Origin of the sequence: Pelomonas candidula (assembly GCF_043555985.1) — a bacterium.
Classification (GTDB): domain Bacteria; phylum Pseudomonadota; class Gammaproteobacteria; order Burkholderiales; family Burkholderiaceae_C; genus Pelomonas; species Pelomonas candidula.
Genome location: NZ_JBIGIC010000003.1, coordinates 336,382 through 356,768, shown reverse-complemented (window position 1 = coordinate 356,768; position 20,387 = coordinate 336,382). Strand labels below are relative to the sequence as shown.

At 71.2% G+C, this 20,387-nt stretch carries 24 protein-coding genes; 7 read left to right on the top strand and 17 right to left on the bottom strand.

What is annotated here, in order from left to right; all coding sequences use genetic code 11:
• The first annotated feature begins 47 nt into the window (after positions 1-47).
• Together ACG04R_RS07865 and ACG04R_RS07860 are read left to right on the top strand one after the other, a co-directional pair.
• Positions 48-350, top strand: a complete 303-nt coding sequence (locus tag ACG04R_RS07865; RefSeq protein WP_394407780.1) for a PsiF family protein — start codon at positions 48-50, stop codon at positions 348-350.
• Between the two features lie 161 nt (positions 351-511).
• Positions 512-766: a glycine zipper domain-containing protein gene (locus tag ACG04R_RS07860; protein WP_394407778.1), complete on the top strand. Its 255-nt coding sequence runs from the start codon at positions 512-514 to the stop codon at positions 764-766.
• A gap of 147 nt (positions 767-913) precedes the next feature.
• Here ACG04R_RS07860 and ACG04R_RS07855 read toward each other — a convergent pair whose 3' ends face one another.
• The 13 genes from ACG04R_RS07855 to ACG04R_RS07795 form a co-directional block, all read right to left on the bottom strand.
• Positions 914-1,855, bottom strand: coding sequence for a peptide ABC transporter ATP-binding protein (locus tag ACG04R_RS07855; protein ID WP_394407776.1), 942 nt, complete (start codon positions 1,853-1,855; stop codon positions 914-916).
• A gap of 82 nt (positions 1,856-1,937) precedes the next feature.
• Complete coding sequence (locus tag ACG04R_RS07850; protein WP_394407774.1) at positions 1,938-2,888, bottom strand: ABC transporter ATP-binding protein; 951 nt, start codon at positions 2,886-2,888, stop codon at positions 1,938-1,940.
• A 625-nt stretch (positions 2,889-3,513) separates the two neighbouring features.
• Complete coding sequence (locus ACG04R_RS07845; RefSeq protein WP_394407772.1) at positions 3,514-4,407, bottom strand: ABC transporter permease subunit; 894 nt, start codon at positions 4,405-4,407, stop codon at positions 3,514-3,516.
• Positions 4,404-4,886: a hypothetical protein gene (locus ACG04R_RS07840; protein WP_394407770.1), complete on the bottom strand. Its 483-nt coding sequence runs from the start codon at positions 4,884-4,886 to the stop codon at positions 4,404-4,406. The genes ACG04R_RS07845 and ACG04R_RS07840 overlap by 4 nt, the downstream gene beginning before the upstream one ends.
• A gap of 10 nt (positions 4,887-4,896) precedes the next feature.
• Positions 4,897-5,910 (bottom strand): ABC transporter permease, encoded by a 1,014-nt coding sequence (locus tag ACG04R_RS07835; protein ID WP_394407768.1) that lies wholly within the window; start codon positions 5,908-5,910, stop codon positions 4,897-4,899.
• A gap of 8 nt (positions 5,911-5,918) precedes the next feature.
• Positions 5,919-6,866, bottom strand: a complete 948-nt coding sequence (locus ACG04R_RS07830) for an N-acetylmuramoyl-L-alanine amidase (RefSeq protein WP_394407766.1) — start codon at positions 6,864-6,866, stop codon at positions 5,919-5,921.
• 135 nt (positions 6,867-7,001) lie between these two features.
• Entirely contained in the window at positions 7,002-7,646 is a 645-nt protein-coding gene (locus tag ACG04R_RS07825) for a glutathione S-transferase family protein (protein WP_394407764.1), read from the bottom strand.
• A gap of 32 nt (positions 7,647-7,678) precedes the next feature.
• Positions 7,679-8,572, bottom strand: coding sequence for a hypothetical protein (locus tag ACG04R_RS07820; protein WP_394407763.1), 894 nt, complete (start codon positions 8,570-8,572; stop codon positions 7,679-7,681).
• On the bottom strand, positions 8,572-9,408 hold the full coding sequence (locus tag ACG04R_RS07815; RefSeq protein ID WP_394407761.1) for a pectate lyase: 837 nt from the start codon (positions 9,406-9,408) through the stop codon (positions 8,572-8,574). Before ACG04R_RS07815 ends, ACG04R_RS07820 begins: the two co-directional genes overlap by 1 nt.
• Before the next feature lie 286 nt (positions 9,409-9,694).
• The gene (locus tag ACG04R_RS07810; protein ID WP_394408297.1) at positions 9,695-10,246 is read right to left on the bottom strand and encodes a DUF2894 domain-containing protein; all 552 of its coding nucleotides are present in this window, start codon (positions 10,244-10,246) and stop codon (positions 9,695-9,697) included.
• 2 nt (positions 10,247-10,248) lie between these two features.
• Entirely contained in the window at positions 10,249-10,893 is a 645-nt protein-coding gene (locus ACG04R_RS07805; RefSeq protein ID WP_394407759.1) for an OmpA family protein, read from the bottom strand.
• On the bottom strand, positions 10,886-13,558 hold the full coding sequence (locus ACG04R_RS07800; RefSeq protein WP_394407758.1) for a coiled-coil domain-containing protein: 2,673 nt from the start codon (positions 13,556-13,558) through the stop codon (positions 10,886-10,888). Before ACG04R_RS07800 ends, ACG04R_RS07805 begins: the two co-directional genes overlap by 8 nt.
• Positions 13,555-14,232 (bottom strand): DUF3348 family protein, encoded by a 678-nt coding sequence (locus ACG04R_RS07795; RefSeq protein ID WP_394407756.1) that lies wholly within the window; start codon positions 14,230-14,232, stop codon positions 13,555-13,557. Before ACG04R_RS07795 ends, ACG04R_RS07800 begins: the two co-directional genes overlap by 4 nt.
• Positions 14,233-14,363: 131 nt before the next feature.
• Between ACG04R_RS07795 and dmeF the strand changes: the two genes are divergently transcribed.
• Both dmeF and ACG04R_RS07785 read left to right on the top strand, forming a co-directional pair.
• Complete coding sequence (gene dmeF, locus ACG04R_RS07790) at positions 14,364-15,338, top strand: CDF family Co(II)/Ni(II) efflux transporter DmeF (RefSeq protein ID WP_394407754.1); 975 nt, start codon at positions 14,364-14,366, stop codon at positions 15,336-15,338.
• A 150-nt stretch (positions 15,339-15,488) separates the two neighbouring features.
• Complete coding sequence (locus tag ACG04R_RS07785) at positions 15,489-16,595, top strand: threonine aldolase family protein (RefSeq protein WP_394407752.1); 1,107 nt, start codon at positions 15,489-15,491, stop codon at positions 16,593-16,595.
• A 1-nt stretch (position 16,596) separates the two neighbouring features.
• Here the strand turns inward: ACG04R_RS07785 and ACG04R_RS07780 are convergent, their stop codons facing one another.
• Positions 16,597-17,508, bottom strand: coding sequence for a LysR family transcriptional regulator (locus ACG04R_RS07780; RefSeq protein WP_394407750.1), 912 nt, complete (start codon positions 17,506-17,508; stop codon positions 16,597-16,599).
• Between the two features lie 116 nt (positions 17,509-17,624).
• Here ACG04R_RS07780 and ACG04R_RS07775 point away from each other — a divergent pair, with 116 nt between their 5' ends.
• The 3 genes from ACG04R_RS07775 to ACG04R_RS07765 are packed head-to-tail and all read left to right on the top strand — an operon-like array spanning position 17,625 to position 19,330.
• A complete protein-coding gene (locus tag ACG04R_RS07775) occupies positions 17,625-18,176 on the top strand; it encodes a carboxymuconolactone decarboxylase family protein (protein ID WP_394407748.1) in 552 nt (183 codons plus the stop codon).
• 57 nt (positions 18,177-18,233) lie between these two features.
• Positions 18,234-18,698, top strand: a complete 465-nt coding sequence (locus tag ACG04R_RS07770; protein ID WP_394407747.1) for a nuclear transport factor 2 family protein — start codon at positions 18,234-18,236, stop codon at positions 18,696-18,698.
• Entirely contained in the window at positions 18,698-19,330 is a 633-nt protein-coding gene (locus ACG04R_RS07765; protein ID WP_394407745.1) for a pyridoxamine 5'-phosphate oxidase family protein, read from the top strand. The genes ACG04R_RS07770 and ACG04R_RS07765 overlap by 1 nt, the downstream gene beginning before the upstream one ends.
• A gap of 81 nt (positions 19,331-19,411) precedes the next feature.
• Here ACG04R_RS07765 and infA read toward each other — a convergent pair whose 3' ends face one another.
• From infA to ACG04R_RS07750, 3 genes are all read right to left on the bottom strand, one after another.
• Positions 19,412-19,675, bottom strand: a complete 264-nt coding sequence (infA, locus tag ACG04R_RS07760; protein ID WP_394407743.1) for a translation initiation factor IF-1 — start codon at positions 19,673-19,675, stop codon at positions 19,412-19,414.
• Between the two features lie 88 nt (positions 19,676-19,763).
• Positions 19,764-19,982: a hypothetical protein gene (locus ACG04R_RS07755; RefSeq protein WP_394407741.1), complete on the bottom strand. Its 219-nt coding sequence runs from the start codon at positions 19,980-19,982 to the stop codon at positions 19,764-19,766.
• A gap of 73 nt (positions 19,983-20,055) precedes the next feature.
• Complete coding sequence (locus ACG04R_RS07750; protein WP_394408294.1) at positions 20,056-20,262, bottom strand: cold-shock protein; 207 nt, start codon at positions 20,260-20,262, stop codon at positions 20,056-20,058.
• Positions 20,263-20,387: the final 125 nt, after the last annotated feature.

The following is a 20,387-nucleotide window of genomic DNA, read 5'->3' as shown; positions in this document are numbered from 1 at the left end:
TGCTTGAATCCACGAGCCCCCACCACTTCTCTGGAAGGAGTCACCCGATGAAACGATTTGCCCTCCTGCTCGCCTGTGCCGCCGTCGCGTTCGGTGCCCAGGCCACGCCCCAGCAGGACAAGATGAAAGCCTGCAATGCCGAAGCCAAGACCAACGGCAAGAAGGGCGACGAGCGCAAGGCCTTCATGAAGGAATGCCTGTCCGGTGGCGCGGCAGCATCGGCGCCCGCTGCTGCGCCCGCCAACGCGGCCTGCGAGAAATCCGCTGCCGACAAGAAGCTGCACGGCGCGGCGGCCACGGCCCACATCAAGAAGTGCACGGCCGACGCGGCTGCCTCGGCACCCAAGTGAAGCGCCGCTGACGCGACACCGAAAGCCACCTCCGGGTGGCTTTTTTACTGAGGCCGGCGCGGGATGCCGTCCGACAGGGCGCCGGCTCGCCGGCCGGTCCCGGGCCGGATCGCGGGCGCCCAAAGTGGAGTCGTGACAAGACCCTGAACAAGGAGCTGATCATGAACACCACGTTTCTCCGTCCCGAATCCGGCGCCACCTACTGGCGTGTGGCCGTGATCGCGGTGGCTGCTGCCGCCACGCTGGCCCTGACCGCCTGCGCGGGCATGTCGCACCGTGAAGCCAGCACTGTCGTCGGCGCCACGGCCGGTGCCGTCATCGGTGGCGCCGTGACCGGCACGACCGCCGGCGCCGCCCTGGGCGCGGCAGCCGGCGGCGTGGTCGGCAACGAGGTCTCGAAGAAGCGTGACCGCTGACATGTCAGCCCCTCGCCTGGTCTCGCCTGCTGAACGCGGCGAGCCCAGTCGGTTCCCCTAGGGGGCGGCGATGCAAGCGGCATTGAGCCGCTTGCACATCGCCTGCGGGCCGGCTTGGGGCGGCCCGGCGCCAGTCCTCGATTTAAATCAGACCGTGTGGCAGGCGACGCGTCTGCCATCCACGTCGCGCAGCAGCGGCGCTTCTTGCGCGCAGCGCGGCATCGCCAGCGGGCAGCGCTTGTGGAAGGCGCAGCCCGTCGGCGGGTTCAGCGGGCTGGGCAGTTCGCCGTGGATGACGATGCGTTCGCGGCGGTCCGCCTTCTTCAGCGCCGGCGTGGCGCTCATCAGGGCGCGCGTGTAGGGGTGCAGCGGTGACGCGAACAGCGTGCGCTTGTCGCCCACCTCCACTGCCGCGCCGAGATACATCACCATGACCTCGTCGGCCACGTGCTCCACGACCGACAGGTTGTGCGAGATGAACACATAGCCCGTGCCGAACTCGTCCTGCAGGTCCATGAAGAGGTTCAGGATCTGGGCCTGGATGGAGACGTCCAGCGCCGATACCGGCTCGTCCGCGACGACGATGCCCGGATTCAGGATCATGGCCCGCGCGATGGCGATGCGCTGGCGCTGGCCGCCCGAGAACATGTGCGGGTAGCGCCGCAGGTGCTCGGGCCGCAGGCCCACCTTGGTCGCCAGCGCGTCGACGCGTTCGCGGCGCTCGGCGGCGCTCAGCGGCGTGTTGATGAGGAGCGGCTCGGCCAGCGTCGTGGCGATGGTCTTGCGCGGGTTCAGCGACGCGAACGGGTTCTGGAACACCATCTGCACATCGCGGCGCAGCGCCTTCACGTCGGCGCTCGACGCGTCGACGCCGCGGATCTTCAGCGAGCCGCGCGTGGGCGGTTCGATCAGCGTCAGTTGCCGCGCCAGCGTGCTCTTGCCGCAGCCGGATTCGCCGACGACGGCCAGCGTCTTCTTCGGTGCCAGCGTGAAGCTCACGCCGTTGAGCGCTTTCACGGTTGCCTTGGGTTTGAACAGGCCGCGGCTGACGGCGTAGTGCTTGGTCAGGTCGTCGGCTTGCAGGAGCAAGCCGAGCGCCGGGCCGTCCCAAGCCGGCGACGCCCCCTCGGGGGGCAGCGTCGCCGCAGGCGATGCGTGGGGGCTGCCATCCTTAGACATGCGCTGCCCCCTCGACCGGGAAGAAGCAGCGCACGCCTTGCTTCAGCGCCGGCCGCTCGGCCACGCAGCGCGGCTGCACGTGCGGGCAGCGGGGCGACAGCAGGCAGCCCGCCGGCCGGTCCAGCGCGCCGGGCACGATGCCGGGGAGCGCGGACAGGCGCGTCGCACCCTTGTTGTGCTCGGGGATCGCCGCCAGCAGCGCGTTCGTGTACGGATGGCGCGGCGCGTCGAACAGCGCGGGGACCGGGCCGGTCTCGACGATCTGGCCGGCGTACATGACGGCCACGCGCTGGGCCATCTCGGCGACGACGGCGAGGTCGTGCGTGATCATGATCAGCCCCATGCCCTGCTCGCGCTGCAGCCTCAGCAGCAGCGCCATGATCTGGGCCTGGATGGTCACGTCCAGCGCCGTCGTCGGCTCGTCGGCGATCAGCAGCTTGGGGTTGCAGGCGATGGCCATCGCGATCATCACGCGCTGGTTCATGCCGCCCGAGAGCTGGTGCGGGTAGGCGTTGGCGCGGTTGGCGGCGTCGGGGATCTCGACCTGCTCCAGCAGCTCGACGACGCGCTGCTTCGCGGCTTTGCCGCTCAGGCCCAGATGGGCCTTCAACACCTCGGCGATCTGCGCGCCGACGGTGTAGCTGGGGTTGAGGCTGGTCAGCGCGTCCTGGAACACCATGGCCACGTCGCGGCCGATCAGTTGGCGGCGCTCGCGGGGGGTGAGCTTGAGCAGATCGCGGCCGTTGAACTCCAGCGCATCGGCGGTCACGACGCCGGGGGCGTCGATCAGGCCCATGACGGCCAGCATGCCGACCGACTTGCCCGAGCCCGACTCGCCGACGATGCCCAGCAGCTCGCCGGGGTCGAGGGTGAGGTCGACGCCGTCGACGGCGGGGAAGGTGCCGAACTGGACTTTGAGGTTGCGGATGGTCAGGAGGCTCATCGCTGCTTTGTGTTTGTGGCGAGGGCCATGCCGGGAGTTCGCCCCGGCGGGCGACCTTCTTTTTGAGCGACCAAAAAGAAGGCAAAAAGTCGCCCCTGACCGCGCCGGCCCTTTGCTTCGCAGCGGGCTACCCTGCGGTGCTCGCGGCTTGCAACCGCGCGCGGAACTCGCTTCGCTACGCTGCGCTCAAACAGCCGCGCGGAGTCAGAGCTGGAGGCGCGCTGCGCGCGCGGTTGCAAGCCGCTGTGCTCCTCGGCGGCGCTAAAAGGGGGGTGAATGAACAGCCGGCGCCCGCCGGCTTTCGGGTTTGGCCGTTGGCTGTTCGGCTGTTTCGGGGCTTCCCCTTTAAAACCGCCGAGACGCGCAGCAAGCCCAGGCGCGCGCGCAGCGCGCTTCAAGTGCTGACTCCGCGCAGCTGTCTGACCGGAGTGAGCGTAGCGAACGCAGGGAGTTCTGCGCGGGCCTGGGCTTGCGAGCATCGCAGGGGAGCCCGCAGGGCCGGTTTTGCAGGGGCGGTTTCTTTGCCTACTTTCTTGTCCGCACAAGAAAGTAGGTCGCCCGCCGGGGCGAACTCCCGGCACGGGCCTGGCCAGCAAGCCGAAGCAACGAAGAGGCGAGCCATCCATCACGCCACCTTCTTCAACTTCGGATCGAGCGCGTCCCGCAACCCATCCCCCATCAGGTTGATCGCCAGCACGGTGACGAGGATGGTCAGCCCCGGCAGCGTGACCACCCACGAGGCCCGCGCGATGTAGTCCCGTGCGGACGACAGCATCGTGCCCCACTCCGGCGTCGGCGCCTGCACGCCCAGGCCCAAAAATCCGAGCCCCGCCGTCTCCAGAATCGCCGATGAAAAGCTCAGCGTGGCGTTGACGATCAGCGGCGCCAGGCAGTTGGGCAGCACGGTGACGAACATCAATCGCCACACGCCGGCGCCGGCCACGCGGCTGGCCGTCACGTAGTCGCGCCCGATCTCGCCCAGCGCTGCCGCGCGCGTCAGCCGCACATAGCCAGGCAGCGCGCCGATGGCGATGGCGATGACGGTGTTGACGAGGCCGGGGCCCAGGATGGTGATGACGCAGATAGCCAGCAGCAGCGACGGCAGCGCCAGCACGATGTCCATCACGCGCATGATGGCCGGTGACAGCCAGCGCTCGAAGAACGCTGCGAGCAGGCCCAGCAGCACGCCGGGCAGCAGCGACATCAGCACGGAGGCGAAGCCGATGCCCAGCGACACGCGGCCGCCGTACAGCAGCCGGCTCAGCATGTCGCGCCCCAGCTCGTCGGTGCCCAGCAGGAAGCGCGCGCTGCCGCCGTCCATCCACGCGGGCGGCACCAGCATGAAGTCGCGGTACTGCTCGATGGGGTCGTGCGGCGCGATCAGCGGCGCCGACAGCGAAGCGACGGCGATCAGAGCGAAGACGATCAGCGCGACGAAGGCGCCGCGGTTGGTGGTGAAGCCAAGCCAGAACTCGCGCAGGGGGCCGGGGGGATCGACGGGCGTGGCGACAGCGGTCATGGCTTGGATATCTTTGCCTTCGACTGCAGCCTGGCCGGTAGCGGGCTGCCTCGCATCACGTATGCGAGCACGAAGCAGGGCAGCGATAGTGCAGCGAGCATTGCGCCGAAGCGGAGCGAGCCGCGCTTCCGGTGCAACGTAGTGCTGCGCACGTCGATGAATGTGCCGTCGCGCTCCACGCTGAGTAGCCACCCACCCGCCATCACGTAGTTCCTGGGGACGCCGATGTCGAGATTTGCGTCGGGATACCCGCAGTGATCGGCGAAGCAGCTGATACGGCTCTTTCCTGCCGTATCGAAGACAAAGGTCTTTCCTTGTCGTGACACGACCGCCGAGAAGCGACTGCCTTGGGTGGCGTCGAGGTTTTCGAGTTCAGAGATTTCCTGCCAGCCGAAGGCGATGAGAACGCAAGGCACGAGGAGCAACCCGAGTCCGCTGCCCACCCACAAATCCGACCAGGTTTTGAAATGTGCAATCACGTGGCCATCCTCAATGCCCACCTCCCCGGATGCGCGGATTCACGACCCCGTACAGCACATCCACGACCAGATTCACGCCTATGAACGTCAGCGCCGAGATCAGGATGCCGGCCTGCACGACGGGGTAGTCGCGCCGGCCGATGGAGTCGATCAGCCATTTGCCGATGCCGGGCCACGAGAAGATGGTCTCGGTCAGCACGGCGCCGGCGAGCAGGCTGCCGGTCTGCAAGCCCACCACAGTCAGCACCGGGATCAGCGCGTTGCGCAGCGCGTGCACGATGACCACGCGGGCCGGCGACAGGCCCTTGGCGCGGGCCGTGCGCACATAGTCTTCACGCAGCACTTCGAGCATGGACGAGCGCGTCATGCGCGCCACCACCGCCAGCGTGCTGGTGCCCAGCACCAGTGCCGGCAGCACGAGGTGCATCAGTGCCGACCTGAACGCGCCTTCCTCGTCCGACAGCGCCGCGTCGATGAGCATGAAGCCGGTCACGCGTTCGGGGTCGAACTCGATGCCGATGCGGCCCGACACCGGCGTCCAGCCCAGCTGCACGGAGAAGAACATGATGAGGATCAGCCCCCACCAGAACACCGGCATCGAATAGCCGATGGTCGCCACGCCCATGACACCCTGGTCCAGCAGCGAGCCGCGCTTCAGCCCTGCGCTGACGCCCAGCAGCAGCCCGAGGCCCACCGCGAACACCAGCGCGGCGCCGGCCAGCTCCACGGTCGCCGGGAACAGCGACGCGAATTCATGGCTGACCGGCTCGCGGCTGACGAGGCTCTGGCCCAGGTCGCCGTGCAGCAGCTTGGTGACGTAGTCCGCGTACTGCACCGGCAGCGGCTGGTCCAGCCCCATGCGCTTGACGAGGGCGGCGTGGGTCTCCGGGTCCAGCCGGCGCTCGCCCATCATGACCTCGATGGGGTCGCCCGGCACCAGGCGGATCAGCCCGAACGCGACCAGCGTGATGCCGATCAGCGTCGGCACCAGCGTGGCCAGGCGTTTGAGCAGGAAGGCCAGCATTCGGCGGCTTACCAGCGCGAGGTGTACGGCCGCGTCTCGGTGTCGCCTGCGCCGGCGACGTGCATCGCGCTGGGCGTGGACGCCACCTCGATCAGCGCGGCCGTCTCGGCGTCGGGCGTGCCGGAGATGTCGCTGGGGCGGTACTTCATCTGGAAGGTGGAGATGACGTCCTTGGTCATCGCATCCATCTGGCCGGAGTGCGACACGTTGTAGCCGATGCGCGCGAGGCGCTCCTGCAGCCACGCGACGTCGTGCGGCGCGACCTCGTTCTCCAGCGTCTTCAAGGCCACCAGCGGGCCGTCGGGCCAGGGGATGAGGCCGGCGTCGGCCAGCTGCTTCCACGGGAACATCGGGCCCGGGTCCTGCTTGCGGCCGGGGGCGATGTCGGCGTGGCCGATGATGCGTTCGGGCCGCACGGCGTGGCGCTTCTGGATGTCGCGCACGAGGGCGATGACCTCGTCGATCTGGGCCTGCGGGAACGGCGCATAGACGCGGCCGGCCGGCGTGTCGGTGAAGCCCGGGTTGACGATCTCGATGCCGATGGACGCCGAGTTCAGGTTGGTGTTGCCGGCCCAGAAGCTGGCGCCCGCGTGCCAGGCGCGACGGTTCTCGTCGACGAGGGCGTAGCTGGCCACCGGGTTGTCGCGCACCAGGTAGTGGGCCGACACCTGGCCGCCGGTCGTCAGCACCTTCAGCGACTTCTCCCAGTCGATGACGGTGTAGTGCAGCACGATGTAGAGCGCGCGGCTGTCCTGGTTCTGCGAGGTGTAGCTGCGGTCGATGCGCGGCGGGCGGATGGCCAGCGCTGGCGCGGTGGGGGCCGCGGGCGTGGTGGCGGTGGGGGGCGGCGCGACCGGCTGCCCCTGGGGAGACGGAAGCGGCGCGCTGGCGCAGGCGGCGAGCAGCAGGACGGCGACGGTGGCCGGGACGGCGAGAACGCGGGAGAGGAACTTCATGCGTGAGGTGGCGGTGGCCGAGCGCCGATTGTTGCAGCGCACCGCGGGCCGGCCGGGGCTCGTCAACCCGGCGTTGCCATGACCAGCGCCGTGGCGGGTATGACGGCAGGTGATGGGCGCGCGGCCGCGGCGGCGTCAGCCCGGGATCGGCGGCAGCGCCGGCGCTTCCAGCCCCTCGAACGGGTCGGCCCAGGCCGGCAGCGCCAGCAGCCGCTGGTTCCACGCGGCCAGCGCCGGGTAGTCGCCGAGCGGCAGCTTCGCCACGTCGTTGTAGGGCAGGAAGACGGCCATGCGGAAGTCGGCGTAGCTGAGGCCGCTGGCCAGCAGCCAGTCCTGTTTCGCGAGGTGGTCGTTCAGGATGGCGGCCGTGTCGTGGAAGCGATGCAGGCCACGGGCGACCAGCGCCTCGTCCAGCGCACCGAGTTGGTAGCGCTGCTTGGTGCCGCGTTCGAAATGCACCATGTCGCAGGCGTGCATGAAGTTGTCGCGGCTCCAGCTGACCCAGCGGATCATGTCCGGCAGCTCGGCGCCTGTGCGCCAGAAGTCCGAGCCGACGAGTTGCGACAGCCGGCAGGCGATGGCGTCGGCCTCCCACAACGAGCGGCCGTCCTCCACCAGGATGGGCACGCGCAGCGACGGGTTCAGCGGCCGGAACTTCTCGTCCTGGCCCGGCGCCAGCGGCGCGGCGAACTCGTAGGTCACCGGCGCGTTCAGGTGGCGCGCTGCCGCGACGGCCAGGCGAGGGTTGGGGTTGCGGGAGAAGTAGAGGACGGGTGGCATGCGCGCAGTCTCGGCGTTTCTGCGCGTGGCGCCTAGTCGAGTTCACCCAGCAGCCGCGCGCGGTCCGCCGGGGTCAGGCCGGGGGCCTGGGCCAGCAGCGGAGCCACCTGGCCGGGGTCGATGTCGTGCAGGCTTTGCACCAGCGCCTGCCAGGCCTGCCAGCGGCGCTCGGGCGTGGCGATGCGGGCCACCAGGTCCATGGCCTCGAAGGGGGCGTTGCGGGCCAGCTCGTCCGCGCCGGCGTGGCGGGCGATGGCCTCGTCCAGCTCGGGCCGCGGGCCCTGCGAGCGCAGCCAGTCGCGCGCGGCGGGGCCGTCCTGCGCCAGCCAGCGCGACAGGCTCTCGTCCAGCAGCGCCTGGCGCTGCTCGCCGGGCGGCAGCGTGCTGGCGAAGACGGTGGCCGAGCGCGCGTCCTGCTGCAGCCAGCGGTCCTGCAGCGGCGCCAGCAGTGCGGCCTGGCCTGGCGTGTTCAGCGCCCAGCGGGCGGCCTGGTCCGGGGCGGTCTCGGCCCAGCGAGTCAGCAGTCGTTGCCGCAGCCGGTCGCGGGTGTCGTCGTCCAGCGGTGCGTGTGCCAGCGCCAGCACGGCCTGCGGGAACCGGCGTTGCGCAGCCCAGCGGTCCAGCAACTGCTCGTACAGCGGCAGGGCGCGGTCGGGCCAGCGGCGCGCCAGGGCCTCGAGCTGCGGCAGCGTGGCCTCGGCGTCGGGTGCTGGCGTGTCGATGCCGGCGGGCGGGGCCGCGGCGAGGTCGGTTGACCCCGCCGCGATCAGCGCCAGCGGGCGCCGGAGCACGGCGCGCGGAGGCACGGGCCCGTCCGCCCTGACTGCAGCGGCGGTGCCGGCCGGTTCGGCACCTGGCAGCGCCAGGGCCAGCGCTGCCAGGCCGCCTGCCGCCGCCAGCAGCCAGGCCAGCGGACGGGTGCTCATCACTTGAAGATGCAGGAGCGGGCAACGTTGCTGGTGCTGGTGTCTTTTACCGGTTCGTTGCCCGAGCCGGTGCCGACATAGCCCTCGCACTTGGGCTTGGAGCCGCTGTAGACGAGGTCAGTGATGGTCGCGACGTCGTACTTGCCGGCGATGCCCGACTTGCTGTCGTAGCTGCTGTTCACGCCCAGCACGGCCACGTTGACGGTGCCCAGGCGAACGCCCGACACCGTCACCTTGCGGGCGTACTGCGTCGAGCAGTTGCCGCACGAGCGGTAGAGCTTGCCGATGTTGTCGGCGTAGAAGTCGGTGATGACGATGGTGCCGTTGCCGTTGTGCTGGAACAGCTTGTCGGCCGCCTTGAAGGCCGCGCCGCCGGTGATGGTCAGCTTGCCGGTGACACCGCTGAGCGCCTTCAGCGTGGCGCCGTCCTCGCCGACGTCGGCCCAGTAGACGTTGGTGATGTTGCACACGCCGTAGCAGTGCACGCCGTCGGCGCCACCGGCGGCCAGGTTGGTGCCGCTGCCCAGCGAGCCGTCGCCGATGACGACGTTCTTGACCGTCGAGCCGTTGTTCAGCTTGAAGATCGGGATCTGGCTCTCGCTCTGGTCGCCCTTCATGTTGGACGCCGTGCCGACCAGGCAGACCCACTTGCCGTACTTCGCCACGCCGTCCCAGGTTTCGCCGGCGGCCACCTCGATGGTGGCGCTGATGTTGACCTTGGTGCACGCGGGCACCGTGCGCACGCCCGGCGCCGCAGCGGCGGTGCCGGCCACGGCCACGAGAGCCAGCGCCACCAAACCGCGCCACAGGCGGCGCGTCATCGAATTACCGTTCATTCCTTGTCTCCAGTCTTTGCTGTCGAGTCACAGCAGCCGCGAGCCCGGCTGCGGGGCGCCAGCGCGACAACGTTGTCCTGGAGAGACAGGCAAGGGCAAAGCGGGGGAGTTGAACAGCGGCTCCAGCCCGTCGGTCATTGACGGTCGGGGTATCCAAAACTTCGTATTGCGCCAAACGAAACGGAATTTCGTTGTTTTGGAACATTGTTCCAATAAGTGCTGTCCTGAGCCTGATTCAGGTGGCGTATGAAGCTTCCCGCGCAGTGCGGCCTGCCGATGACGCGGCTCAGCGCTTGCGCGGCGAGGCCTTCCTGGCGGCTGTTTTTGCAGCCGGGCGGGCCGGCTTCTCGGCGTCGGCGGCGACCTGCAGCGGCGCCAGCGCGGCCAGCGTGTCGACCTGCGTCAGCAGGCGCTGCAGGTAGTCCGGCGCGAGGCCCTGCAGCTGCTGCAGCGCGCGCGTCACCAGCACCTGGCTGTTCAGCGGGCCCAGGTGTTCGGGCACGGGCGCCGCGACCTCGGCCAAGCGGCGCTGTACGCGCAGCGCGCTCCATGTGCGGCGGTGCGTGGCGACGCTGCGCAGCTCGGGGCTGGCGGTCTGCAGCTGGGCGACCAGCCCGGCCAGCGGGCAGGGTGGGGTTTCGGGGCGACGCCGTGGCAGCGCGACGGGCGCGGCGTCGGCGCGCTGCACCAGCCTGCCCACCAGCCGCTCGCGCAACGCGCCCGGCGGCTGTGCGGCTGCGCGGCGCGCCAGCGCCTCCAGCACGCGAAGGCGCACCGGGTCGCCCTCGGCGTGGGCGTTCACCCAGGCCAGCGGGTCGGCCAGCGCGTCGGTATCCATCGTCACGGCGCGGAGGCGGCCACGGCCCGCTTCGGCCGGGGCGTGGGCGCGATCTCGACGCGGCGGTTCAGCGCGCGGCCCGACGCGTCGTCGTTGGACGCCACCGGCTGCTGCGGCCCGAAGGCGGCGGCGAACACGGCGTCCGGCGGCAGGCCCTCGGCCATCAGCGCGCGGGCGACGGTCAGCGCGCGCTGGGCCGACAGCTCCCAGTTGTCGGCGAACTTCGCCGTCGTCAGCCCGCGGTCATCGGTGAAGCCGCTGACCATCAGGATCTCGTCGCGCTGCGCGAGGTAGGTGCGCAGCGGCACGGCCAGGCTCTTGATGAGGGCGCGGCCGTCCGGGTGGAGCTGGTCCGACCCGACCGCGAACAGCACCGCGCCGCTGATGCCGATGCGGCCCTCGACCAGCGTGATGCGGCCATCCGCCAGCGGGCCGGCCAGCGCCCGCTCCAGTGCCTCGCGGCGGGCCTGCTCGGCCTGGCGCTGCTCCATCTCGGCCTTGAGCTGGTTGGCCAGGTCCAGCTGCCCGACGAGCGCCGCGGCCAGCACCAGCACGAAGGCGCCCAGCACGCCGGCCATCAGGTCGCCGAAGGCGGCCCAGGCCGGCGCACCGACACCTTCCTGTTCGATCTCCAGCGGCTCATCCATTCGTGGCCGCCGTGTTCTGCAGCGCGTCCAGCACCTGCTTCTGTGAGCCCAGGCACAGGTCGATGACCTCGCGCGCCTGCGCCACGTAGTAGCCCAGCTGCTCGTCGCTGCGGTTCATCGCGGCGGACAGGCGCTCCTCCAGCGCGGCCAGGTGCTGCACCAGCTGCGCGTTGGCGCCCTGGAACTGCTCTACCGCGGCGCCGAAGCCCTCGCCCAGGCTGCCCATCTCGGCGGCGCTGGCGGCGATGGTGGTGGCCGCGTCGGCCAGCACCCGGCCGGTCGCGCCGGCCTGTTCCGTGAAGCGCTGGCCCAGCACCTCGAGCTGCGTGGCCGAGCTGCCCACCAGCGCCTCGACCTGCGACGCGGCGTTGGCGGCCAGCGTGCTGACGTGCGCGGCCGTGCCGTCCAGCAGCGCGCTCACCTGCGTCGCCGCACCGCCCAGCAGCGCGTCGACCTGCGAGCCGGCGCCGCCCAGCAGCCGGTCCAGCGCGGCGCGCTGTTCGCCGGCGGCCTGCTGCAGCGAGGCCAGCAGCGTCGATACGGTCTGCATCAGCTGGGCGCGCTCGGCCAGCGCGGCGCGGTCCTGGGCCTGGCTTTGTGCCAGCTGCTCGCGCAGCGCGGCGACGACCTCCACGGCCGCGCGCGGCGCCTCGCCGGCGGCCTTCAGCAGCTCGCCGGCCTCGGTCAGCGTCGTCTTGGCCTGGGCCTCGTTCTGCGCGACGAGTTCGCGCGTGTGCTGCAGCAGCGCGTCGGCCAGCGCCTGCTGCTGCGCCAGCTGCGCGGCACCGGCCGACTGCAGCTCGGCGCGCCACGCGGCCAGGCGCTCGGCGTCGTTGTGCGCGTGGGCCGACTGCAGCTGCGTGTGCGCCTCGGCCAGCGCGGCGATGGCGCCCTGCGTCTGCGCGGCGAAGCCGGCGGTCAGCTCGGTCAGTGCGTCCTGCGCGCGCTGGCCGCTGGCGGCCAGCAGCTGTTGCGCGGCCTCGCGCTGGGCGGCGAGCAACTGCTCGTTCGCGTCGCGCTGGGCGCTGAGCGCCTCGACCTCGGCACGGGCCTGGGCGCGGGCTTCGGCGTCCAGTTCGGCCTGCATCGCGGCGTGGCGGGTCTGCGTGTCGGCGATGCGGTCCAGCAGGTCTTTCGTCTGCGCCGCGAAGCCGGTGGTCAGCTCGGCCAGCGCCTGCTGCGCACGGGCGCCGCTGTCGGCCAGCAGTTGCTGGGCGGCTTCGCGCTGCGCGTTCAGCAGCTGCTCGTTGGCGGCGCGTTGCTGGGCCAGTGCGTCGGCCTCGGCGCGGGCCTCGTCGCGGCGCTGCGCGTCCAGCTCGGCCTGGGCGGCCTGCTGGCGGGCCTGTGCGTCGGCCAGGCGGTCGACCAGGCCTTGCGTCTGCGCGGCGAAGCGTTCGGCGGCGTCGGCCAGCGCCTGGCCGGCGGCGTGGCGCTGCTCCGCGAGGGCGTCGACCTGCGCCTGCAGCGTCGCGGCGCGGGCCGTGTCGGCCTCGGCCTGGGTGGCCTGCTGGCGCGCGGCGGCATCGGTCACGGCGGCCAGCAGCGCCTGCGCCTCGGCGGCCCAGCGCGCGCCGAGGCGGTCGACGGCCTGCTGCGTCAGCGCGCCGGTGTCGGCCAGCAGCTTCAGCGCGGCGGCGCGTTGTTCAGCCAGGCCCTCGCGCTGGGCGTGTGCGGCAGCGTCGGCCTGCTGGGCGATCTGCGCGGCGCCGGCCTCGAAGCGGCGGCCCAGCGCGCCGAGCTGCTCGGCCACCTGTGTGCCCACGCGCTCGTGCAGCGCCGCGGCCTCGCGGGCGATACCGGCCATCGCGGCCTCGGCGGCGGGCTGGATGGCTGCGCCGGCCAGGCGGGCGCTCTCGGCCAGGCTGGTGCGCAGCGTCGTGTCCACGCTGGCGGCCAGCTTCTCGTAGGACTTGCTGGTCTCGCCATGGAACTTCGCGTTCTGCGCGGCGAGCTGGTCGGCCATCTGTTGCGCGAACTGCTGCAGCTGGGCGACGAGTTCGAGCTGGTTGTGCTTCGCGGCTTCAGCGGCGGCGGCGTCGGCGGCCTGTTGTTCCAGCTCGCGGCGATGCGCGGCGGTCAGCGGGCGCAGCTTGCCCAGCAGGGCCGTGTCCAGCAGCGCGACGACGGCGACGCGCTCACGGCGCGCCAGCGCCACCATCAGGCCCAGCATCGCCGAGCCGGTCACGCCGGCCACGCTGGCGCTGAAGGCCAGACCCAGACCCTGCACCGGCGCGCCCAGCGCCGTGCGCAGCGCGGCCAGGTCGGCGGACGCGCCCAGGGCGCTGGCCGTGCTGCCCAGTGTGATGACGAGGCCGATGAAAGTGCCCAGCATGCCCAGCAGCACCAGCAGGCCGGCCAGCGCGGGCGCCAGCCCCAGGCCGGGCAGGGCCACACGCAGGCCGTCCAGCCGCTGCTGCACGGCGGCGCGAAGCGTGGCGGGCAGCTGGGCGACGAAGTTGTCACTTTCCAGGGCAGCCTCCAGCTCGCGGCTTGCGCGGCGGAAGGCCGTCAGCTCCCACACGCCGACCACGAAAAAGGCCGCGATCAGCAGCGTCATCACCAGGGCGACCGGGTGGTGTCGCGCGGCGGCCAGCGCGGCGCCGGCGATGCCTGCGAGGCCGGCGGCCAGGGCGAGGGGGTAGAGGGCGTTCAGGAAGCGGTTCATCGGGGTCCAGCGTGATGCAGGGCTTCGACAAGCCCCTGCACCGGTTGCAGTCGGAGGTCCAGCTCGGCCCGCAGCGCACGCTGCAGGTCGGCCCAGAAGCGGGTGCGCCAGCGGCGCGGGTCGGCTGCGTGGTGGCTTTCGGCGCGCTTCGTCAGCAGCGCCGCCAGGCCGGCCAGGCGCTCGCGCTCCTGGGTGGCCAGCGCGCGCTCGAAGAGGGCGTCCAGCTGCGCCAGCCGCGCCAGCGCGCCGGACGCCTCGGTCAGCCGGGGGCGCAGCCGCTCGCGCAGCGTGGCGATGCGTGCGGCCATGCTGCGCTGCTGCTGGGCGTGGTGCAGCCGGAACGGCGCCAGCAGGTCGGCCAGCGCCACGCCCTCCGGCGCGGGCGCGGCGGCATCGGCGGCCAGCTCGGCGTCGTCGAAGGCGGCGGCCAGCTCGGCCTGCAGTCGGTCCAGCGCGGCGGTGGCCCAGTCCTTGGCCTCGCGTTGCGCTGCCGGGTTGGTGCCGGTGGCCGGCGGCGTGGCCAGCACTTGCGACAGGCCGATGGCGTCCGCCCAGCCCAGCCCGGCGCCCAGCCGCTCGGCCACCGGCGCCGTGCGCACCGGTGCGACGCCCCATTGCAGCAGCAGCCGGGCCAGGGGCTCGGGCGCGTGGGGCTGCGTCGTGGGGGTGTGCATGGAGGGCATGTCGCTCACACGGGCGCGCGAGCAAAAAGGGCGAGATTTTAGTGAGCCCCGATGAACCAGGCCCCAGGGCGGTCACGGAGCGGGCGGAGAATGCCGCGATTCCAGCAGTCAGGAATCCCCAGATGCACACCCACGATCTCGCCGCCTGGCGGCACGAGCACGCCTTCGACGCCGGCAACGCCGCCGGCGAGCGCGGCACGCGGCGCGTGCTGTGGATCACCGCCGCGATGATGGTCATCGAGATCGTGGCCGGCTGGTTCTACAACTCGATGGCGCTGCTGGCCGATGGCTTCCACATGAGCAGCCACGCCATCGCCATCGGCCTCAGCGTCGCGGCCTACGCCGCCGCCCGCCGGCACGCGGGTGACTCGCGCTACGCCTTCGGCACCTGGAAGATCGAGATCCTGGGCGGCTTCGCCAGTGCCATCGTGCTGCTGGGCGTCGTCGCGCTGATGGTCTACAGCTCGGTCGAGCGGCTGCTCAAGCCGGAGGCCATCCATTACCCCGAGGCGATGGCCGTCGCCGTCGTCGGCCTGGTCGTCAACCTTGTCTGCGCCTTCATCCTGGGAGACGCCCACCACCACGGGCATGGTCATGACCACCATGGCCACCATGACCATGACCATGATCACGGACACGACGACCACGGACATCACCACCACGACCTCAACCTGAAGTCCGCCTACATCCACGTCGCCGCCGACGCCGCCACGTCGGTGGCTGCCATCGCGGCGCTTGCCGGCGGCTGGTGGATGGGCTGGGACTGGCTGGACCCGGCCATGGGCATCGCCGGTGCGGTCGTCGTCGCGCTGTGGGCCCGCACGCTGATCCGCGACACCGCCGTCGTGCTGCTCGACCGCGAGATGGACCATCCCGTCGTCGACGAGATCCGCGAGGTCGTCACCGAGCGCGGCGCGGCCGGCGAGACGGCCATCACCGACCTGCACGTCTGGCGCGTGGGCCGGGGCAGCTACTCCTGCGCGCTCAGTCTCGTCACGCACGACGCCGCGCTGACGCCGAAGCTGGTGCGCGAATGGCTGGCGGTGCACGAGGAAATCGTGCACTCGACCATCGAGATCCACGTCTGCCCATCATGACGCCCCTCGCCCGGTCTCGCTGCGCTGGACGCGCGCGTGCCCAGTCGGTCCCCCGGGGGGACGGCGATGCGTGTGGCATCGAGCCACACGCACATCGCCAGCGCGGGCCGGCTTGGGAGCGGCCCTGCGCTCGGCCCGCAGGAGACTGACGTGCCCGCCACCCGCCCCGCCCATGCCGAGATGGAGCTGCGCAACCGCTGCACCCGCTGGCTGAACGGCCACCGGCCGCTGCGCTCGATGCGCGAGTCACTGCTGGCGCTGGCCGAGCTGCCCGAGGCCGCGCAGGCGCTGGATGTCTACGGCGAAGGCGAGGCGATGCAGGCGCTGGAGGCCCAGGTGGCCGAGCTGCTGGGCAAGCCGGCCGCGCGCTTCTTCCACAAGGGCGTGGCGGCGCAGCTGGCGGCGCTGCGCGTGCACTGCGGCGATGGCGACGGCCCCGTGGCGCTGCATCCGCAGAGCCACATCGCCGTCGACGAGGCAGAGGCATTCGAGAAATTGATGGGATTGAGGGGGCTACGTATCGGCCGCGTGGACCACGCGCCCAACATCGAAGACCTGATGGCGGAGCCGGAGCATCCGGCCGTCGTCGTCGTCGAGCTGCCGCTGCGCCGTGGCGGCTTCTTGCTGCCGAGCTGGGAAGACCTCACCCTCATCAGCGGCTGGTGCCGCCAGGTAGGCGTGCCGTTGCATGTCGACGCCGCCCGGCTGTGGGAGGCTGCGGCGCACTACGGCCGTCCGCTGGCCGAGATCGCCGCGCTGGCGGATTCGGTCTACGTGTCGTTCTACAAGGGCCTGGGCGGGCTGGCCGGCAGCGTGCTCGTCGGGTCCGAGAATTTCATCGCGGCGACGGCTCCCTGGCAGACGCGCCTGGCCGGCAACGTCTACACGCTTTACCCGATGGTGCTGTCGGCGCTGGACGGCCTGCGCCGGCGGCTGCCGCACATGGGCGCCTGGCGCGAGCGGGCGCGGACGCTGGCAGCGCAGCTGGTCGCCGAGCCCGGTTGGCAGGTCGCGCCCGCGCCGCCGCAGACCAACTCCTTCCAGCTCCACCTGCCGGCCGCGCCCGGGCGGCTGCGCGAGGCGCTGCTGGACGTCGCCCGGCAGCGTGGCTTCTGGCTGGGTGCGCGGGCAGTGGCCTCGCATCGCATCGAGGGCGGTGCGATGGTAGAGGTGGTCATTGGCGAGGCGGCGGACGACTGGACCGACGACGAGGCGCTGGCCGCCTGGCGCGCCGCCGTTGCGCAGGCGGGCGGCTGACTCAGTCGCCGGGCAAGGCTTCGCGCAGTGCGGCCTGCAGCCGCGGCGTGGCGAAGTCCAGGAAGCTGCGCGTCTTCATCGGCAGCCGCCCCTGGCGCGAATACAGCAGGCTGACCGGCACGGGCGCCGGCTCATGCTCGGGAAGCAGGCGTACGAGGCGGCCCTCGCGCAGTGCGTCGGCGACCTGATAGGACAGCAGCCGCGTGACGCCCGCGCCGGCCTCGGCCGCGCGGATGGCGGCATCGGCCGTCGTCACGCTGAGGCGGGTGCGCACCGCCACGCGCTGCATCGTGTCGCCCACGGGGAAGCTCCACGATGACGTGCCGCCCAGGCCCTCGAAGTTCACGCAGCAGTGGCCGCGCAGCTCGTCCGGCGCGGCGGGTGTGCCGCGCGTGGCCAGGTAGGCTGGGCTGGCGCAGGTGACGCGCCGGATCTCGCCGATGCGCAGCGCGACGAGGCCGCTGTCCGGCAGCGTGCCGATGCGCAGCGCCACGTCGATGTGCTCCTCCAGCAGGTTGGCGTTGCGGTCGCTCAGCATCAGGCGCACGTTGACGTCGGCGAAGCGGGCCAGGTAGTCGGCCACCACGGGCACCACGTGCAGCCGGCCGAACACCAGCGGCGCGGCCACGATGAGCTCGCCGCGTGGCGCAGCCTGCACGCCGGCGGCGCCGCGCTCGGCCTCGTCCACGCGCTCCAGGATCTCGCGCGCCGCCACGAGGTAGTCGCGCCCGGCCTCGGTCAGTGCCAGCTGCCGCGTGCTGCGGGTGACCAGCCGCGTGCCCAGGTGGGACTCCAGCTCGGCCAGCTTGCGGCTCACCGTGGCCAGCGGCATCTGCAGTCGCCGGCCGGCGGCCGACAGGCTGCCCTCGTCGACAGCAGCGACAAAGACGGTCATCGCGTCGAGGCGGTCCATGTTTCCAGATTTCGGGAGAGTGAATCGCAGTTTTGCAGTCTAGTGTCGAAAGTCGGGAGTTCATAGAGTTCAGTCACCGGCTTGAACCGGCCCACCAACCCCTCAAGGACGCCACCATGAACACCCGCCTGCACACCTTCGCCGCCATCGACACCGCACCCGCCGCCGCCCAGCCCCTGCTGAAGGCGGTCGAAGCCCAGATCGGCAGCGTGCCCAACCTGTTCCGCACCGTCGCCAGCAGCCCGGCGGCACTGGAGGGTTACCTCGGCATGTCCGGCGCGCTGGCCAAGGGCCGCCTGCCGGCCGCCACCCGCGAGCGCATCGCGCTGGCCGTGTCCGAGATCAACGGCTGCGACTACTGCCTGGCGGCCCACAGCTACCTGGGCAGCCACCTGGCCAAGCTCGACGCCGCCGAGATCGTCGCCAACCGCCGGGGTGGTTCCACCGACGCCAAGGCGAACGCGGCCGTGCGCTTCGCCGTCGCCGTCGCGACGAACCGCGGCCATGTCGCCGATGCCGAGCTCGACGCCGTCCGCGCTGCCGGCTACGACGACGCGCAGATCGTCGAGATCGTCCAGCACGTCGCGCTGAACGCCTGGACGAACTACCTGAACAACGTCGCCCGCACCGACGTCGACTTCCCCGCCGCGCTGCCGCTCGCGGCCTGATCGCCTTCCACCAGGGCCGCCACGTGCGGCCATTCGCTTGTCTTCAAGGAGAACGCCGTGCCCCGCCCGCCCCTGCCGCCCTTCACCCCCGAGACCGCCGCGCAGAAGGTGCGCCTGGCCGAAGACGCCTGGAACAGCCGTGATCCGGCCCACGTCGCGCTGGCCTACACGCCCGACAGCCGCTGGCGAAACCGCAGCCAGTTCCTGCAGGGCCGCGAGGCCATCGAGGCCTTCCTGACGCTGAAGTGGCGCCGCGAGCTGGACTACCGGCTCGTCAAGGAGCTCTGGGCCACGCAGGGCGACCGCATTGCCGTGCGCTTCGCCTACGAGTGGCACGACGACAGCGGCCAGTGGTTCCGCAGCTACGGCAACGAGAACTGGGCGTTCGATGCCGAGGGGCTGATGCACACCCGCCTCGCCTGCATCAACGACCTGCCCATCCGCGAGAGCGAGCGGCTGTACCACTGGCCCGCCGGCCGCCGTCCCGACGACCACCCGGGCCTGTCGGCGCTGGGGCTGTGATGGCCGCCGCCCACCCGCCGGCCAGCGACGTCGCGTTCAGCCCGCGCGTGAAGGCTGTGCAGGCCCGCAAGGGCTCGCGGGCCTCGTATGCGCGCATGGAGGACGGCCACGGCTGGCGTACCGAGGTCGACGATGACCTGCGTGCCTTCCTGGCCGAACGCGACAGCGCCTTCCTGGCCACCGCCAGCGCCGACGGCCAGCCCTATGTGCAGCACCGCGGCGGCCCGGCCGGGTTCATCCGCGTGCTGGACGCGCACACGCTGGCCTTCGCCGAGTTCGACGGCAACCGCCAGTTCATCACCCAGGGCAACCTGGAGGAGAACCCGCGCGCGCAGCTGTTCCTCATCGACCACGCCACGCGCCGGCGCGTCAAGGTCTGGGGCCGGGCGCGCATCGTCGAGGGCGATGCGGCACTGCTCGAACGGCTGATGCCGGCCGGCTACGCGGCCCGCGCCGCGGGTGTGCTGGTGTTCGAGGTCAGCGCCTGGGACGCCAACTGCCCCAAGCACATCCCGCTGAAGTTCGACGCGGCTGACGTGCAGGCCGCGCTGGACGCCCGCGACGCGCGCATCGCGGCGCTGGAGGCCGAACTGCAGGCGCTGCGGGCAGCGCCTGCCGGCGGCCGGCGCTGAAGGCGCTCGCCCAAAAGCAATCGGCCGCCAGGGCGAACCATGGCGGCCGATTTCAGGGGCAGGTCGTGTGACCGTGAGCGCTCAGCGCCGTGCGCCGCCGCCTTGCGTCGGGCGCGGGCCGCGGTTTTCCAGGTGGCGGAAGGTGATGCGGCCCTTGCTCAGGTCGTAGGGCGACATCTCCAGCGACACGTTGTCGCCGGCCAGGATGCGGATGTGATGCTTGCGCATCTTGCCGCCGGTGTAGGCGATGACCTCGTGGCCGTTGGTCAGCGTCACGCGAAAGCGCGAGTCGGGCAGGACTTCGTGGACCACGCCCTGCATTTCGATCAGTTCTTCCTTGGCCAAGTGTGGGGCTCCGTTGCGAAAAAATTGACGGGAGGCCGTGCACGTGGCCGTGCCGGCGACGAGTGCGGTCGCGAAGGACCGCGCGAGTTCAATGGCAATGCGCCCAAGCCAGGCCTTCGGCCCGGGCATAGCGCAAGGCCGCCTTGGGGCTTTGAAAGCATGGCGTGAACTGCATCACGCGGTCTACGCTGGCCATACCCTGGCCGGACCGGATCGACACGAGGGCGTCAAAGCCGCCGTCGTGCCGAGCCTGCGTCATGGGGGAGACGACATAGCGTCCCACTTCGATGTTCTTGTTGTTGTTCATTTTCTTCTTCTTTTTGCCGCGCAGGCCCGGATGGGCCGTTGCGGTGTTGAGAGCCCGAGGGCGCCCAGGTTGCTCAGAGCGAGCGGATGTTCGAGGCCTGCAGACCCTTGGGGCCTTGCTTGGTCTCGAACTCCACCTTCGCGCCTTCGGCCAGCGAGCGGAAGCCGCCGCTGTTCTTGATTTCGCTGTGGTGGGCGAACAGGTCCTTGCCGCCGCTGGACGGCGTGATGAAGCCGAAGCCCTTGCCGTCGTCGAACCACTTCACGGTGCCGGTTTCGATAGTCATGGTGTTTCCTTCTGGGATATTTGGATGGAACGAATCCTCCGCCAGCGACATGCCGTGCAGAGACAGAAACACTCAAGAACACTCACCGGGAGTTGCTGAAGCGAGCCGCTCGCAAGAAA